Below are 16527 nucleotides of genomic sequence, written 5' to 3'. Positions count from 1 at the left end.
AAATGAGGAAATCACCTTAAATGGTTTTCCGGAGGACTTGTCGCGGCCTTTCGTCGAGCCCGCGCCAGAGTTTGAGCAAGGGTTTGCACGAGCGGGTGAAATTGCACGGTATAGTAACGTTTTGTTGCGCTGCGACAGCATGCCGGCGATGAACGCTCTGGACCGATTCGGGAAGGACGACACAATTGGCCTGGCGTGGCGCGGATATTTTGGAGGGTAAGGAAAATGCTGCAACTTGCGACACTGATCAAACATCACTCGACTTTCCGGCCGGCACAGGTGGCCGTCGTGGTCGAGCAGGAACGTCTGAGCTGGCGTGAGTTCGAGGCGCGTGTTGACCGTTGCGCCTGCTTGCTGTCGTCGCTTGGGGTGCGCAAAGGTGATCGGGTCGCAACGGTCTTGAGCAACTGCCGGGAACTCCTCGAAGTTTACTGGGCGGTGCCGTCGATCGGTGCGGTACTGGTTCCCCTGAGCCCGCTGTTGATGGCTTCCGGTCTGGCCAGCCTGCTGCGTGATGCAGGTGCCGTTTGTCTGATCACGGATCGCTCGATGGCGCCGGTTGTCGATCAGATACGTGGCGAGTTGCCGGGGCTGACGGCTGAACACGTGCTGATGATTGACGGCCCGACGGGAGATTATGCGGATTACGCTGCGGCCCCGTTTGGGAATGCTTCCGAGGGAGGGTTCGAATCCGTGCCGGTCGGACAGGACGAATTGTTCAATGTGATGTACACCAGCGGCACGACGGGTCTTCCGAAGGGGATCATGCATACTCATTTCGTGCGCTCGATGTATTGCACCCTGTTCGCCTCGGCATGGCGGATGAGCCCTGAATCGGTGGTGCTGCACACCGGCGCGATCGTCTTCAACGGTGCTTTCGTGACCATGATGCCCTGCTTCTATCTGGGCGCGCGTTACGTCCTGCAGCGCCAGTTCGATCCGGAAGAGGCGATCGAGATCATCGCCCGCGAGCGCGTCACGCATACCATGATGGTACCCGCACAGATCATCGCTGTGCTCAACTCGCCGAATTTCTCCGCTGAACGGCTTTCTTCACTGCAAATGATCCTTTCGCTGGGGGCGCCGCTCTATCAGGAACAGAAGGACCTGCTCAATCGCCTCTTGCCTGATCGCTTTTACGAACTCTATGGACTGACCGAAGGTTTCTGGACCATTCTCGATAAGACGCAGTCACTTCGCAAGGCCGGTTCGGTCGGATCACCACCCTGTTTTTTCGAGATGCGCATCGTCCGGGACGACGGCAGCGACGCCCCGCCTGGAGAGGTCGGCGAGATCGTCGGGCGTGGGCCGTCGCTGATGACCGGCTATTACGGCCGCCCCGATCTGACTGCGCAGGCGATCCGCAACGGCTGGTTGTTTACTGGCGATCTGGGCTATACCGATGACGAGGGTTATCTCTATCTGGTTGACCGCAAGAAGGACATGATCGACAGCGGTGGCGTCAAGATCTACCCGAGGGACATCGAAGAGGTCGCCGCACGTCACCCTGCGGTCAGGGAAGTGGCCGTATTCGGCGTGGCGCATGAAAAATGGGGCGAAACGCCGGTCGCTGCGGTGCTGCTCCGCGACGGGGCAGCAACCAGTGCCAGCGAACTGCGTTCCTGGATCAACGAGCGCGTCGACGCTCGCTACCAGCGCCTGCACGCGCTGCAGATCATGGACGACTTTCCACGCAACGCAGCCGGCAAGACGCTAAAGCGGGCGATGCGGGATGCCTATCAGGCAGGTAATGGCGCAAGTCCAGGATCATGATGACCCTCAAACCTGATAGATATAGGTTCCCGGTGCGTCGCAGAGCGGAACAAGGCCCTTGTCCGGCGCGCCCATCGGCGGCGGTGCTTCACTGCCGGAGGAGTGCCGCTGCAGCCATTGTTGCCACGCAGGCCACCACGACCCTTGATACGATGGCGTTTTCTCCTTCCAGGTTTCAGCATCCAGGAAACGTTTGCCCTCCCGGCATACACTGAGCTGGTAGGATCGGCGCGGGCGACCCGGCTCATTGACGATGCCCACGTTATGGCCACCACTGGTGAGGACGAAAGTCAGCTCGGTCGCGTCGCTTTGCAGGTGCAGCTTGTATACCGAGTGCCACGGAGCCACGTGGTCGGCCCCGGCGGCGACGGCAAACATTGGCACATGGATGTTGCTGATCGAGATGGCGCGCCCGTCGACCAGGTACTTGCCCTGAAACAGTTCGTTGTCCACGTAGAGGCGACGCAGAACCTCGGAGTGCTGGCGATAGGGCATGCGCGTACCATCGGCGTTCCAGGCCATCAGATCGAACATCGGTTCGCGTTGCCCAAGATAGTACTCCCGTACCATCTTCGACCAGATCAGGTCGGCGGATTTGAGCAGCTGGAAGCCGCCGGAAACCTGCTTGTGCCCCAGGTAACCTTTCTGCCACATCATGTCTTCAAGCAAGGTCACCTCGCTGGCATCCATGAAGACGTTGATTTCTCCAACCTCGGTGAAGTCGGTCATGGTGGTGAACAGGGTGACGCTGGCCAGACGGTCATCCCCGTCGCGAGCCATTGCGGCGGCGACAATGGTCAGCAGGATTCCGCCCAGGCAGTAACCCGCCGCGTGGATGCGGCGACCCGGCAGGATGTCCGAAATGGCGTTGATGGCGGCCAGCGTTCCTTGCTTGCGGTAGTCTTCCATTCCCAGGTTGCGGTGTTCCGCACCCGGATTGAGCCAGGAAATCATGAATACCGTATGACCCTGATCGACGAGGTACTTGACCAGTGAATTGTGCGGCGACAGGTCGAGTATGTAGTACTTCATCATCCAGGCCGACTGCAGCAGAACCGGCTCGCGCTGCACGGTATCGGTGGTCGGTGAGTATTGGATCAGCTCGATCAGCAGGTTACGAAAGACGACCTTGCCTGGGGTGATGGCGAGATTTTCTCCTACCTTGAACGCATCGATTCCGGCCGGCTTCTCGTCGCGCAGGGCGCGACGCACGTCCTCGCCATAGAACTGGGCACCTCGTGCCAGATTCGCACCCCGCTCGTTGATCGTGGTTTCAACGATTTCCGGGTTCAGGTAAGGGACGTTGCACGGTGCGGTCATGTCGAGGATCTGTTTGGCGGTGAACCATACGGCGGCTTCGCCATGCTTGGAAACGCCACGAATGCCGGTGGTCGCGTTGTGCCACCACTGTTGATTGAGCAGGAAGCCCTGGTAGATCACGTTGTATGGAAAACGCTGCCAGCCCGGATGATCGAAGCGATGGTCGCCGGGGAGTGGTTTGATGGTCGGCTCGGCGTTACCCGTGATTGCCGACGATAGGGCATAGCTGCCCAGGCGCAGCGCCTTGCGGGTTGCCTTGGCCGCCAGTTGAAACTGCTTGCCGGGTGAGGCCGCCAGGTGCACCGTCCAGTCGAGATAGGCCATCGCCAGGGACGCCGGCGAAACCCCTCCGCTCAGCTGACCAAGCGCCACATTGGTCATCCGGTCAATGTTTTCCAGAGCGTCGGAATCCAGCAAATGGCGATCTCCCAGGCGGCGAGAGAAGCCCGTTCGCGGCTGCGGCTCGGCGGCTGCAGGTGTGGCCGTTGCTGTCGCTGGCGTTGCCGCTGCTGCCGCGGGCGTGGCTATTGCTGTCGCGGGCGTCGCCACTGCTGCCGGAGTGGTGGCCGGAAGCATGGCCGTGGTAGAGCCCGGCGCGGTGGCCGTGGCGGCTTCAGCAACCACTGGCAGAGTGGTCCGGTTTGCTATGGGTTTTTTCCGACGAGCGACGCGGGGTTTGGCGGGAGGTTTGACGGTACCAATCTCTTCGGGAGGAGGGGGAGCCGTTGTCGCCACGGCAGCTTCCTGGGATGGATTAAACGTTTCGACCATGTGAATTCTCCGTTGAATGCTGAGACTATCATCAGCATAGGGCGGCACAGCGCCCAAGCGAGCAATATCCTAAAGCATTACGCGGACGCGGCCCTGATCCAGGTCAACAGAAGCGGTGACAGCGGGTCCTTGATCCCTGGCAAGGATCGTTTGCCGCGCGGGCATCGTGTGGCCCTTGCTGCTGCACTGCGTCGAAGGCTTGACTCGGCAGCAGTCTGCATTCGACAATGGCGAGATTGCTCGCCTGCGGCCAAGCGTCATGCGCCAAGCACCAGGGAACTGGTAAGTGCAACGGTTGGCTGTGCGGGTGGTTGCCGGGCAGCCTTCTGAAGTCAGGCCCTCGTCTCTTCAAAAGGGTTTCCGAAGAGCCTGAGGTTCTGTTTTACTGTGACGACGCATGGATAAGCGCCGTCGGCACAGTCCAGGAGCGTGGCATTACGTGATGTCGCGATATTTTTTTGGGGGTTAAAATGCAAATCAGTGGCAGTGTTTTTGTGGTAACGGGTGCTGGCTCCGGACTCGGAGCAGAAACGGCGAGTGGCCTGATCAACGCGGGTGCAAAGGTGGTGATCGTTGATGTGGACGCGGCCGCGGGTGAGGCGCAGGCAGCGCAGCTGGGTGCGAACGCGCGCTTTGCCAAGACCGATGTGACCGATGAGGCCAGTGCACGTGCCGCCATCGATCTGGCCGTGAACGAATTCGGAGCATTGCACGGACTGGTGAACTGCGCCGGTGTCGCACCACCGAAGAAGGTGCTGGGCCGCGATGGCCCACATGACCTGGCAACCTTCGCGCGCGTGGTCAACATCAATCTGGTCGGCACCTTCAACATGATTCGTCTGGCCGCCGAGGCGATGAGCAAGAACGATCCGAACGAGGGGGGCGAGCGCGGTGTAATCGTCAATACCGCTTCCGTCGCGGGTTACGATGGTCAGATTGGCCAGGCAGCCTATGCTTCGTCCAAGGCAGGGGTGATTGGCCTGACCCTGCCCGTGGCACGCGAACTGGCGGCTCACGGTATCCGGGTGGTGACGATCGCTCCGGGCATTTTCGAAACGCCGATGCTCAAGGGTCTGCCGCAGGCCGCTCAGGATTCTCTGGGTAAGATGGTCCCGTTCCCGTCGCGCCTCGGCAAACCTGCTGAATACGCCGGGCTGGTCAGACATATCTGTGAGAATGGCTATCTGAACGGTGAAGTGATCCGCCTTGACGGCGCCATCCGGATGGCGCCCAAGTAATTCCTGGTCAGCAGCAAACTTCAATCTGGCAACATCCGTTGCAATCAAGGAGTGTCGTATGAGTGAATCCGTTGTCATCGTAGGTGCAAAGCGTACCCCCGTGGGCGCTTTTCAGGGTCAGTTTGCGGGTATGACCGCGCCGCAACTCGGCGCTGTCGCGATCAAGGCCGCTGTCGAGCAGGCCGGTGTCAAGGTCGAGGAGATCGACGAGGCGCTGATGGGCTGCTGCCTGATGGCAGGGGTGCGGCAGGCACCTGCGCGCCAGGCAGTCCTGGGCGCCGGTCTGCCGAAGTCGGTGCCTTGCACCACCCTGACCAAGATGTGCAGTTCTGCCCAGAAATCGGTCATGATCGCTCATGACGAGCTGCTGGCTGGTTCGGTCAACATCGCAGTGGCGGGCGGCATGGAATCGATGACCAATGCTCCGCATGTGCTGACCACCGCACGCTCGGGTTACCGGCTGGGAAATGGGGTGCTGCATGACCACATGTTCCTCGACGGCCTTGAGGATGCGTACGAACAAGGCAAGCCGATGGGAGTGTTCGCCGAACTGTGCGTCGACAAGTACGCCTTCTCGCGTGAAGAGATGGATGCCTTCGCCGTTGAATCCGTGACCCGCGCACAGAACGCAGTCACCTCGGGTGTCTTCAAGGACGAGATCGCACCGGTGACCATCACCAGCCGCAAGGGTGAAGAAGTGGTCGCCCTCGACGAGACGCCGATGAAGTGCGACGTTTCAAAGATCGCCAAACTCAAGCCGGTATTCAAGCGGGACGGTGCGGTCACGCCGGCCAACTCGTCGTCGATTTCCGATGGTGCTGCGGCATTTGTCCTGATGCGCGAATCGGACGCCAGGAGTGCCGGCATCCAACCCCTGGCGCGGATTGTCGGCCACTCGACCTTTGCGCATGATCCTTCCTGGTTTACCACGGCGCCGGTATTTGCTTTCGAGAAGCTGTTGAAGAAGCTTGGCTGGCAGGCCGAGGACGTCGATCTCTGGGAAATCAACGAGGCATTTGCAGCGGTGACCATGGCTTCGATGCGTGACCTCAAACTGCCGCGCGACAAGGTCAATGTCAATGGTGGTGCCTGTGCGCTAGGCCATCCGATCGGTGCGACGGGTTCACGGATTCTGGTGACGCTGCTCTACGCGCTCAAGGCGCGTGGTCTCAAGCGCGGCATCGCGGGCCTCTGCGCCGGCGGCGGCGAAGCCACTGCGATCGCTCTGGAAATCATCTGAACGAGTCGTCAAACAGCGTTTCCACCCCGGTTGCCGGGGTGGTCCAGGAGTGAAACAGATGTTGATCGACAAGAAACACATCGGCATGAAAGTGCCTCAGCATTCCGTCAACCTGACGGCGTGGCAATTGAAATGGTTCGCCAAGGCGACAGGTGAAACGAACCCGATCTATTTCGACGAGGAGGCCGCGAAAAAGGCCGGTCTTCCGGGTGTGCTGGCGCCACCGACCTTCTTCTTCTGCATGGACATGGACAAGGAGCACCCCTTCGATTACCTCGAGACCATGGGCTGTGACCTCGGCAAGATGCTGCATGGCGAGCAATCGTTCGTTTATCACAAGCCGGTCTATTCTGGCGATACACTGACCTTCGATGGCGAGATCACCGACATTTACGACAAGAAGAATGGCGCTTTGCAGTTCGTCGTCAAGGATGTCAAGGTGCGCCGGCTGGGCGAACTGGTGTGCGATGTGCACTCTGTGATGGTTATTCGGGGATAGGGGGAAGTCCATGACAACAGCGAATTTTGATGCGCTCCAGGTTGGCGACGAGATTCCTTCTTTGACCACCGAGCCGGTGTCCCGTCTGACTCTTGCCCTGTATGCCACGGGTTCCGGCGACCACCATCCCCTGCATCTTGACCAGGATTATGTGCGCTCGAAAGGAATCCCCGACGTTTTTGCGCACGGCATGCTGGGCATGGCTTACCTGGGTCGCATGCTGACCCAATGGGTGCCGCAGGAAGCGATCCGCAGTTTCGGGGTGCGCTTTACGGCCATCACCCAGGTTGGCGAGCGCTTGGTGTGCACCGGCAAGGTGGTTGAGAAGCTGGAGCAGGGGGGCGAAAAATGTGTTCGCCTTGAATTGACCTGCGCCAACGAGCAGGGTGAAGCAAAGCATAAGGCAGATGCAGTAGTGGCACTGGCCTGATACCTTTACCAGGCCAGTCAAGCTGCATGATCGCGGCCGTCGCCAGACGGCCGCAGTTTTGTTGTAGAGTGCACCCCGCTTACCGCAGGGCATCCGCCTACCGTGGCGGTAGGCGTGTCCGACACACTGAAAGGAGATCACAGGAGTGGAAAACAAGGATCCGAATGAGCAAATGAGCAGCGTCGTGAACGCTTGGGCCGAGTCGCAGAAGCGCATGTGGGGCGACTGGTCCGCGCTGCTGCAGAATCTCCCTGGCGGCAACGAAGGCCCCGTCGAAGCGGTGAAGAAAGGTGTTGAAACCGCCAACAAGAGTACCAACGAAGCTGCACGCCTGCTGATGGACCGTATATCGAGCAGCCAGGGCGCAATGAACCGCGTCATGGATTTCTTTTTCAAGTCCATGAAGGTCGTGGCGCCCAATCTCGAAGCCAACAAGGATTGGCGTCCCGACCTCAAGGGTTTTGCCGAACAGTGGGCCAAGGAATCGACAGCCATGCTGGAGCGCAGTTTCGGCATGGGTTCGCACATCGGTAATCTGAGCGGAACCTTCAGCAAAGACTTGCCCGATGCCATGGGCCCCTGGTTGTCCTTTTTGATGCAGGCCGCTTCATCCGGGCACTTTGGCGAAGCAGTACTCGGCGGCACCGCCGGACTCAACCGTTTGTTGTCGATGGAAGGCGACGCCAGTGCCCTGGCGGGCGTGGGTCAGATTCCCCTGTTTGGCGCTTCCCGTGAGAAGAACGCCAAGCTATTGCGGCTGATCGACACCGTTGTTGATCTGCGCAAGAGCAGTCTCAATTTCCACACGTCGTTTGCCGAGGCCTTGTCCAAGGCCGTCGAGGCAACCGTGGAAGAACTCGGAAAAGTGGCTGCCAAGGGTGAGAAGATTACCGCATTGCGCCAGTTGATGGGCCTCTGGTATCGTACGGCAGACAAATCGCTGCTGGTGACCTTCAATACGAAGGAGTTCCTCGATACGCAAAACGCGTTCACGAAAGCCCAGCAGCAATTCAAGCTGGCACAACGCGCAGTTGTCGAAGACATCTTCCGTAGTCTGGACATGCCCACGCGCAGCGAACTGGACGAAACCTATCAGGTGATCCACGAACTCAAGAAAGAGGTCCGAGCGCTCAAGAAGGCACTGCCGCAGGCCGCGCAAGGGGCTGCCAAGGGCAGCGTCGCGCCTCGCAAGGTCGCCGCCGTGGCGCGTGCCAAGAGCGAGTGAGCCGAAGCCTGAATGTTGTGCTGATCGGGTTTACAAGCTAATAAGACCTTTAGGAGGGTGCTACCCATGTTTTCTTTCCCAATCCAGATTCTTCCCGCTGACCTCGTGGCTGAAGCCGCAACTCTGAACGAGAAGCTCACCAAGGGCATCAGCAACCTCACCAATCTGACCGACGACGACATCGATATTGGCAGCACGCCAAAAGACATCATCTTTGAGCAGGATGGCATCAAGGTCTACCATTATCATCCGCTGGTCGAGCAATCGAAAATCATGAAGACGCCGCTGATGATCATGCCGCCGCTGATCAATGGTTACGAGGTGGCCGACCTGCAGCCAGACCGCTCGCTGGTCCGTAATTTGTTGAACCAGGGAATCGACGTCTACCTCAACGACTGGGGTTACCCGCGTATGGTAGACAAGTACCGCACGCTCGACGACTACATCAACGGCTACTTCGACGATACGGTGGAATTCATCCGCAGGTACCATGGTGTCGACAAGATTGCCCTGCTGGGTATCTGCCAGGGTGGCGCCATGTCAACCACCTATGCGACGCTCAATCCGGACAAGATCAGCCACCTGGTCCTGACCGTGTCTCCAATCGATTTCGATGCCTATCGGGCAAATCACAAGCCGCACGAAGGCTTGATGTTCACCATGGGTGCCGATGCCGACGTCGAAAAGATGGTTGCCGTCCATGGCAATGTGCCGGCTACCGTACTGAACGAGTCGTTCATGATGGCTTCGCCGTTCATCCTGAACTACGGCAAGTACGCCGACGTGGTCGATATTCTCGATGACCGTCTGGCGTTACAGAACTTCCTGCGCATGGAAAAGTGGCTTTTTGGAGGCCCCGACGCTGTCGGCCAGATGTTCAAGGAGTTCATCCGTGACTACCTGAAAGGGAACAAACTCGTCAAGGGAACCCTTGAGGTCGGTGGTCGCAAGGTGGATCTCAAGGATCTCACGATGCCGATCCTCAACATCTTTGCCGAAAAGGACCACATCGTGCCACCGCCGTGCACCGTTGCTCTCGGCAAGCATGTCGGCAGCAAGGACTACACCGAGTTTGCCATCGCTACCGGCCACATCGGGATCTACACCGGTGGCCTGGCGCAAAAGGTCCTCGCTCCGAAGGTGGCGAGCTGGATGCGCGAGCGCGGCGGCTGAAGAAGTCTGTAGCCATTCTGTAACCACTCGCGGCCGTGCCCATCGGTCGCGAGTTTCCTGAAACGCCCTTGCCGTATCGTCGTCACTGACTTGCCAGAAATCGGCGAAAAGGGCGTTTCCGGGGCGATCAGGTCAAGAATCTTCCGGGCACGCCATTCAAATCCGATACTCTGGCCTTTGACAACCCGCCTGATGACCGTTGACTGGAACGTTTGCCAGCTTTGCCGGCACGTGAACCGCAGGGAGTGCGGATGGGAATTCTTGACTGGCTTTTCGGCGGTAACGACGAGGCGACCGGTTCCACGGTCCCCCCTGCGGTCATCGAGCAGCGTATCGAACAGATCGTACGCATCATCAATCCGCGCTTGAAGCTCGTTCCCGGCTACCGCCGCAAGCTCGTGCCAGCGGTCGAGCAGGCGGTGCTCTACTGCCGCGAGATCGAAGCACAAATTCCTCCCGCCATCGAAGCCAGTGCGACGGTCTGGGCGGAGAATCCGACATTGCGCGCCCTGTTCGCCACCGCGCGGGACATCCCCGAGGTCTTCAGCCGCAGCCGGGCGGTTCAGGAGTTCTTCGAGGCCACGCCAGGGGCCGGGCAGGTGTGGGCAACGCTGCGCTTCCACTGTCACGAGGCGACAGGTTTTGGAGTGGCAGCTGAAGGGGGAGCGATCAAGCACGAAGTGGTGCGGACCTGCGTTTCGTTTACCGACAAGAAAGCGGTATTGCCGAGTGGCTGCGAGCACGATGCACGCCTCGAAATCCGGCGCCGTGCCTTCAAGTTCCTGCTTGCCGAAGTGCTGCAACAGATCACATCGGTGGATATGCAGCGCCAGGATCTCAAGGCGCAGCGATCGATGTTGCAGGCGCGGCTGATGATCCTGAAGGGCCAGCGTGTCGGGCTTGAAGAAATGCTGGAAGAGGGCGCCGGCGGGCGCCAGAAGATCGAAGACGTGGAGCGGAAACTCTCCGAGAACGAGCGCGCGCTCGCGACATTTCCGGGTACTGGCGAGACTCTCGAAGAGCTCATCGGGCGTGTGCGGGAGGTGCTGACGCACGGCCCCGATTACATCAGGATCGACAGGACGAAGTTGCGGCTCGACCAGATGAACGTGCTCATGCCCGAAGGATCCGGCGAGGCCGCGGCCGAGATCGTGCTTCCGAAAGTGGTGGTGAGGAGTGCCCCGGTGGTCAGCCTGCTTGCTTGCCGTTTTCCCCGTAGCGAACTCATTCGCAGCAAGCGCCTGCTTCACCAGGCGGGGCAACTGCTTGGCTGATCCGATCAGTGGGTTCCACCAGGATCGCCGGCCAGCAATTCATCGACCAGCCGGCGCAGCTCGGCGCGTTCGCGAGTCGGCGTGAACAGCCGTGCTCGCTCCCGGCACTGCGCTCCCAATTGCTGCAGGAAATTCCCGCCGGGTGCCTGATCGGTGCCCGCTGCGCCGACGGCTTCGTGGCAGCGCAGCAGCAGTGCCGCCAGCGCCTCCGCATCATCGCACGGAAAGTAGCCGGCGTAATCGGTGCCGAGCATGCCAATGTTGCCGGCGACGGCTGATGCCAGCACCGGTGTGCCGCTTGCCGCTGCTTCCATGATCACGTGCGCGCCGCCTTCCATGCGGCTGGCGTGGATCAGCAGGTGCGCGCGCTGGATATGCCGGCGCACTGTCTCGTGTGGCAGGCCGCCGAACCAGTGATAGCTGGCAACGCTCGTCATCGTCGCCCGCGCTTCCTCTCCGAGTGCCGGGTCGAGCGGCTCGCCGATGTGATCGATGAAGATGCCGGGACGGTCGGCGAGCAGGCGGGCGGCGGCGAACAGCGTCTGCGGAGACTTCTCGTCGCGTAGGTGTCCGACCATGACCGCGCGCAGATACCGCCGCGATTTGGCCAGCGTCCGGCGTTCGGTGGTCGATTGAAAGATCACCCGCGCCTTGTCCCGTACCGCTTCCGGCAGCGCCTGCGGCGCACGTTCCTGCAGCACGATCAGCGCCTGCGCCAGTGCCAGCGAGCGCCGTGCCTGTGAATCGGTCAGAATGTCATGATAAAGGTCGGTGCCGGTAAGGACCACCGCCAGCCCGTGCTGCGGATGCACGGAGCTCCAGAGTGCGATCGCCGCCGCCGAGCGGCGTGCATGCAGCGCGATCATCACCGCGTCATCGGCAGCCAGCGCATCCGGCCAGTCCCGGACGATGCGCACGCGGTACGTGCCGGTCAGATGCCGCTGCCAGCGGTGGGCCGTCTGCCAGTTGCCGTTGTTGGCGTCGCGCAGCGCCGGGCTGACGATGACCAGTTGCGGCATGCTAACGGTCATGACTTTTCCAGGCACCTACGATCATGAAAGTCATGACCGTTTCCCGCCATTGCAAGGCGCATTCCGTCCACAACGGTTACAATTTTGGTCATTGCCTGCACCCCGCCGATGAACACCGATATGACCACCGGCATTGCCGAAACCGCCCGCCGGGGTGGTCGCGAATTTCTCGCCATGGCGCTGCCTGCCAGCCGTGCACGCACGCTGGCGCTGCTCGACGCCTATGCTGCCACGCTCGGCGATTCGCTGACCGTGCCCTGTTCGCCGCAGATCAATCCACCGCGCTGGGAAGCAGGGCACGTCGGCTGGTTCCAGGACTACTGGATTGCCCGTAACCAGCAGCGCGCGAACGGAACCGCCTGCAACCCGGAGCATGAACGTCCCGTCGGGCGCTTGCCGCAAGCCGATGCGCTGTACAACTCGAGCAGCGTCGCGCACTCGACGCGCTGGCAACTCCACTTGCCCGACCTCGCTGCGACGCGTGCCTATCTCGCCGAGGGCCTGGAGGAAACACTGTCGCTGCTTGCGACCACGCCGGAAACCGACGCGGCGCTGTACTTCTTCCGTCTGGCGCTGTTCCACGAGGACATGCACGGCGAAGCCGGCATCTACATGGCGCAGGCGCTGGACATTCCGCTGTCCGATGCGCTGCTGGCAGCGGCCATCCCTTTGCCGGAAACCCGTCTGCTCGTCGTTCCCGCCGGGCAGTGGACGCTCGGCTGGAGCGGCAACGGATTCGCCTTCGACAACGAACTCGCTCCGCATGCGGTGGCCATGCCGACGTTCGCCATCGACAGCGAAGTCGTCAGTTGGCGCCGTTACCTTCCCTTCGTCGAGGAAACCGGCGCCGCAACGCCGCGTTACCTGCGCCGGCACGCCGGCCATTGGCAGCAGCGCGTCTTCGGACAGTGGCAGGATCTGGCGATCGATACGGCAGCAACGCATCTTTCCTGGAAAGAAGCCGAAGCGTGGTGCCGCTGGGCGGGCCGCCGCCTGCCCAGCGAAGCGGAGTGGGAAATGGCGGCCCGGAGCCGGCCGGATTTCCGCTGGGGTCAGGTCTGGGAATGGACGGCCAGCCGCTTTCTGGCCTACCCCGGCTTCTCCGCCCACCCCTATCGCGACTATTCTGCGCCCTGGTTTGGCGACCGCTACGTGCTGCGCGGTGCCAGCCGGGCGACCTCGCCGCGCCTGGCGCATCCTTGCTATCGCAACTATTTCACGCCCGAGCGCAACGACCTGCACAACGGCTTTCGCAGTTGCGCCATCTGACCGTCCAGCCGCCTGCTGTAGCCTGGCCATCGGCTCACGCCTGTGCGGCGAAAACCGCGAACCAGCCGCGCGCATCGCACCAATGGCGAGGCCGTGAAAAGCCGGCGGTTTCGAGCAGCGCCGCGAAATCCTCGCTACGCCACTTGTACGAATGTTCGGTGTGGATACGTTCGGCGGCCGCGAAGCGCCGTTCACCGGCTGCCCAGCTCACCGTCGTGTCGCGCAGTGCCTGCAGATGCATTTCGATGCGCGATTCGCCACCGTTGAAGAAGGCGACATGGCGCCAGTCGGCGATGTCGAAATCGGTGCCGGCGAGCCGGTTCAGGTGCCGGAGCAGGTTGCGGTTGAACGCCGCGGTGATGCCCAGAGGGTCGTCGTAGGCCGCTTCGAGGACATTGACCGGTTTGACGAGATCGACGCCAATCAGCAGCGAGCCACCGCAACATTCGGCGTTTGCCTGGCGCAGGAAAGCCAGCGCCTCATCGGGCGTGAAATTGCCGATGCTCGAACCGGGATAGAACAAGGTGCGAGGTTCCGTTCCGACCTCGGCTGGCAGGTGCAGCGACCGTGAAAAATCGAGACCGACTCCCAGCATTTCGATGGCCGGATGCTTCTGCTGCAGGTTTTCAAGCGACTCGCGAAGATAGTGCAGCGAGATGTCGACTGCCACGTAGCGGCGCACGTGCAGCACCGAAAAGAGGCGGGCAGCCTTCTCACAGTTGCCTGCGCCGAGGTCGACCAGCGTTGCCGCCAGGCCGAGCGCGGCTGCCATGGCGTTCTGGTGTTCTGCGAAGATCTCGGCTTCGGTGCGCGTCAAGTAGTATTCGGGCAGTTCGGTGATCGCCGCAAAAAGCCGCGAGCCGAGTGCGTCGTAGAAGTACTTCGGCGCGATCGTTGCTGGCGATGCACTCAGGCCGGAGAGCAGCTCGGCGCGGATCGACACTGCGTTTTCCGGTGCTTCCGGCGCGGCCTGCAGGAGTCTCATCGGCTGTTCTTTAGCGACAGCACGGGCAAGCGCCGCGCTGGCTGGCCGGTTCGGCGTGCGTATCCGCGTAGGGAACCAGCCAGTCGAGCAAGCGGCTGTCCTTCTCGCAGCGAACGCACAGGTGATGCGGGTCGACCCCATCGACGCGCAGATATTGCTTTCCGCGGATCGGCGCTTCGAGCATCGGCCGATGCGCACTGCCGGCTTGCGGCATACGCTTGGCGGCCATCCGTGCAAAGGGTTTGACCAGATGGCGGATCACCTACCGTTCCCAGGCGCCGAAGCGCGTCATCATCCTCGGCTCGCCGGGACTGTCCACCTGGCGCGCGAGGATCGATGAGGCGGCACTCACCGGCTTGACGAACACCGGGTAATCGATGCCGTCGGGTATCGGTTCGCCGTAGCGCGCCGGCAGCAGCCCGCTGTGCGTGTTTGCTTCCGGCGCCACCGCCTGCAGCACCTGCCGAGCGTGCAACTTGTGCTGGCAGGCGAGCATGATCCAGAAGAACGTCCAGGTCGTCATGCAGGACAGGCCGGTGGCGGCGTTGACCAGCGCGAAAGGGACGGTCGGCAACAGGCACAGGCTGAACAGGCAGGCAGGACCTTCGCAGGAGAAACGTGCCTCGATATCGGCCAGGCGACAAGCCATTTGCGCGTCACCCACGGTCGTAGCAGATGGCGAACCGCCAACATCGTCAGCGTCGCACCGATGGTGCACGCCGTCAGGCAGCTCAGCGTGCCGGCGAGCGGCCCCAAGGCGGAGCCGGCCGCCAGCATCAGCAGCGAGGCGCCCGGCAAGGTCAAAGCCGCCAGCAGCACATGTTGGGCATCAGAACACTCGCCGGGTTTCGGTGAAGATCCCTTCGCGCCACTCTGGCTCGTCGGGTTCGCCGGTTCCGCCATGCTGGGGCCGAAACGCGCGCAAATTTTTCACAGCCTCTTAGTCGGCGCGCTGATAGAGCGTGACGACGCAGGCCCCGCCCAGGCCGAGGTTGTGTTGCAAGGCGAGCCTGGCACCCGCTACCTGACGCGCGCCGGCCTCGCCGCGCAACTGCTCGACGAGCTCGGCACACTGGGCGAGGCCCGTGGCACCGAGCGGGTGACCCTTGGACAGCAGGCCGCCCGACGGATTGGTGACGATACGGCCACCGTAGGTGTTGTCGCTCTCGGCGGTGAACTTGTCGGCACCCCCTTCCGGGCACAGTCCTAAGGCCTCGTAGGTGAGAATTTCGTTCTGTGCGAAGCAGTCGTGCAATTCGACCACGTCGAGATCCTCGGGACCGATGCCGGCCTGTTGGTAGACCAGATCGGCGGCGGCGCGGGTCATGTCCGCGCCGACGAGTGCCATCATGCTTCGTTTCTCAAACGTTCCGGGGCGATCCGTGGTCATTGCCTGCGCGACGATGACGACGCGGCGATCCAGGTTCATCCTCTCGGCGAAGCGCTGCGAGACGAGGATCGCGGCCGCCGCGCCACAGGTTGGCGGACAAGCCATCAGCCGCGTCATGCCGGCTTCGGGAAAGACCAGCGGTGCCGCCATCACATCGTCCTCGCTGAGCACCTTGCGCAGCAGCGCGCCCGGGTTGTTGGCACCGTGCCGACTGGCCTTGGCCCGCACCCTGGCGAACAGCCTCGGCGTGACGTGGTAGCGCTCCATGTATTCCTTGCCGGCGCCACCGAAATAGCGGAGCGCGAGCGGCACCTGCCAGGGGTTGATCTCCTCGCAGAGGTGGTCGAAGCGCGCGAACGGCGACGGACGGTCGGTCCAGTGCTCGCTCAGCGCGCCCGGCAGCATCTGCTCGAAGCCGACGGCCAGCACGCAGTCGAGCACTCCGGCCTCGATCAGCTGGCGAGCCAGGAAGAGCGCCGTCGACCCGGTCGAGCAGTTGTTGTTGACATTGACGATCGGGATGCCGGTCATGCCGACGCCGTAGAGGGCGCGCTGTCCGGACGTCGAATCGCCATAGACATAGCCCGCGAACGCCTGCTGGACGGCTTCATAGCTCAGCCCCGCGTCATCGAGCGCGTGGCGCACGGCTGCGGCCGCCATCTGGTCGTAGGGCTCGGTCGTACCCGGTTTGCCGAACGGCACCAAGCCGACACCGGCGACATAAGCTTTTCCCTGCATGATCGATCTCTCCCTGTTTGCTGGGGACGGTTGGCACGGACCGGGCGTCACGATCTTGCGCCGACGACGATCGGTTTTCCGCTTCCGGCGGTCGTTCCCGGCGTCGCCGGAATGCTTGCGCCGAATCGGGATTCCCCAGGAGTATTGTATTGACTGAAGTTTAGACACACG

At 61.7% G+C, this 16527-nt stretch carries 16 protein-coding genes; 10 read left to right on the top strand and 6 right to left on the bottom strand.

Annotated elements, in window-relative coordinates:
* Positions 1–220: hypothetical protein (locus AW06_RS05960; RefSeq protein ID WP_034947141.1), on the top strand; the 220-nt coding region annotated here is incomplete at its 5' end.
* A gap of 5 nt (positions 221–225) precedes the next feature.
* Positions 226–1773: an AMP-binding protein gene (locus AW06_RS05955; RefSeq protein ID WP_034947138.1), complete on the top strand. Its 1548-nt coding sequence runs from the start codon at positions 226–228 to the stop codon at positions 1771–1773.
* Between the two features lie 6 nt (positions 1774–1779).
* Here the strand turns inward: AW06_RS05955 and AW06_RS05950 are convergent, their stop codons facing one another.
* Positions 1780–3864 (bottom strand): alpha/beta fold hydrolase, encoded by a 2085-nt coding sequence (locus tag AW06_RS05950; protein ID WP_273704430.1) that lies wholly within the window; start codon positions 3862–3864, stop codon positions 1780–1782.
* Positions 3865–4334: 470 nt separating this feature from the next.
* Between AW06_RS05950 and AW06_RS05945 the strand changes: the two genes are divergently transcribed.
* The 7 genes from AW06_RS05945 to AW06_RS05915 all read left to right on the top strand — a co-directional run bounded on the left by AW06_RS05945 (position 4335) and on the right by AW06_RS05915 (position 10943).
* Complete coding sequence (locus tag AW06_RS05945) at positions 4335–5102, top strand: 3-hydroxyacyl-CoA dehydrogenase (protein ID WP_034947135.1); 768 nt, start codon at positions 4335–4337, stop codon at positions 5100–5102.
* Between the two features lie 58 nt (positions 5103–5160).
* Complete coding sequence (locus AW06_RS05940) at positions 5161–6342, top strand: acetyl-CoA C-acyltransferase (RefSeq protein WP_034947132.1); 1182 nt, start codon at positions 5161–5163, stop codon at positions 6340–6342.
* A 58-nt stretch (positions 6343–6400) separates the two neighbouring features.
* Entirely contained in the window at positions 6401–6841 is a 441-nt protein-coding gene (locus AW06_RS05935; RefSeq protein WP_034947130.1) for a MaoC family dehydratase N-terminal domain-containing protein, read from the top strand.
* A 10-nt stretch (positions 6842–6851) separates the two neighbouring features.
* Complete coding sequence (locus tag AW06_RS05930) at positions 6852–7271, top strand: MaoC/PaaZ C-terminal domain-containing protein (RefSeq protein WP_034947127.1); 420 nt, start codon at positions 6852–6854, stop codon at positions 7269–7271.
* Positions 7272–7416: 145 nt separating this feature from the next.
* Positions 7417–8496 carry a poly(R)-hydroxyalkanoic acid synthase subunit PhaE gene (locus tag AW06_RS05925; RefSeq protein WP_034947124.1) on the top strand — a complete coding sequence of 360 codons (1080 nt, stop codon included), beginning with the start codon at positions 7417–7419 and terminating at the stop codon, positions 8494–8496.
* 66 nt (positions 8497–8562) lie between these two features.
* Entirely contained in the window at positions 8563–9669 is a 1107-nt protein-coding gene (gene phaC / locus AW06_RS05920; RefSeq protein WP_034947121.1) for a class III poly(R)-hydroxyalkanoic acid synthase subunit PhaC, read from the top strand.
* A 251-nt stretch (positions 9670–9920) separates the two neighbouring features.
* Positions 9921–10943, top strand: a complete 1023-nt coding sequence (locus AW06_RS05915) for a hypothetical protein (protein WP_034947117.1) — start codon at positions 9921–9923, stop codon at positions 10941–10943.
* A 5-nt stretch (positions 10944–10948) separates the two neighbouring features.
* Here AW06_RS05915 and senB read toward each other — a convergent pair whose 3' ends face one another.
* Positions 10949–11974 (bottom strand): selenoneine biosynthesis selenosugar synthase SenB, encoded by a 1026-nt coding sequence (gene senB / locus AW06_RS05910; RefSeq protein WP_171047192.1) that lies wholly within the window; start codon positions 11972–11974, stop codon positions 10949–10951.
* Between the two features lie 108 nt (positions 11975–12082).
* Between senB and senA the strand changes: the two genes are divergently transcribed.
* Positions 12083–13243 carry a selenoneine synthase SenA gene (senA, locus tag AW06_RS05905; RefSeq protein ID WP_034947144.1) on the top strand — a complete coding sequence of 387 codons (1161 nt, stop codon included), beginning with the start codon at positions 12083–12085 and terminating at the stop codon, positions 13241–13243.
* Between the two features lie 34 nt (positions 13244–13277).
* On the opposite strand, the gene egtD is transcribed toward senA, so the two are convergent.
* The 4 genes from egtD to AW06_RS05885 form a co-directional block, all read right to left on the bottom strand.
* Positions 13278–14228, bottom strand: a complete 951-nt coding sequence (gene egtD / locus AW06_RS05900; RefSeq protein WP_034947114.1) for an L-histidine N(alpha)-methyltransferase — start codon at positions 14226–14228, stop codon at positions 13278–13280.
* Between the two features lie 10 nt (positions 14229–14238).
* Positions 14239–14490 (bottom strand): hypothetical protein, encoded by a 252-nt coding sequence (locus tag AW06_RS05895; RefSeq protein WP_034947110.1) that lies wholly within the window; start codon positions 14488–14490, stop codon positions 14239–14241.
* A complete protein-coding gene (locus AW06_RS20020) occupies positions 14491–14877 on the bottom strand; it encodes a hypothetical protein (protein ID WP_273704429.1) in 387 nt (128 codons plus the stop codon).
* A gap of 291 nt (positions 14878–15168) precedes the next feature.
* On the bottom strand, positions 15169–16356 hold the full coding sequence (locus tag AW06_RS05885) for a lipid-transfer protein (protein WP_034947108.1): 1188 nt from the start codon (positions 16354–16356) through the stop codon (positions 15169–15171).
* Between the last annotated feature and the right edge of the window lie 171 nt (positions 16357–16527).

Source organism: Candidatus Accumulibacter cognatus, from assembly GCF_000584975.1.
Classification (GTDB): Bacteria; Pseudomonadota; Gammaproteobacteria; order Burkholderiales; family Rhodocyclaceae; genus Accumulibacter; species Accumulibacter cognatus.
Note: the sequence above shows the minus strand (reverse complement) of the source record. Positions and strands in the feature narration are given on the sequence as shown.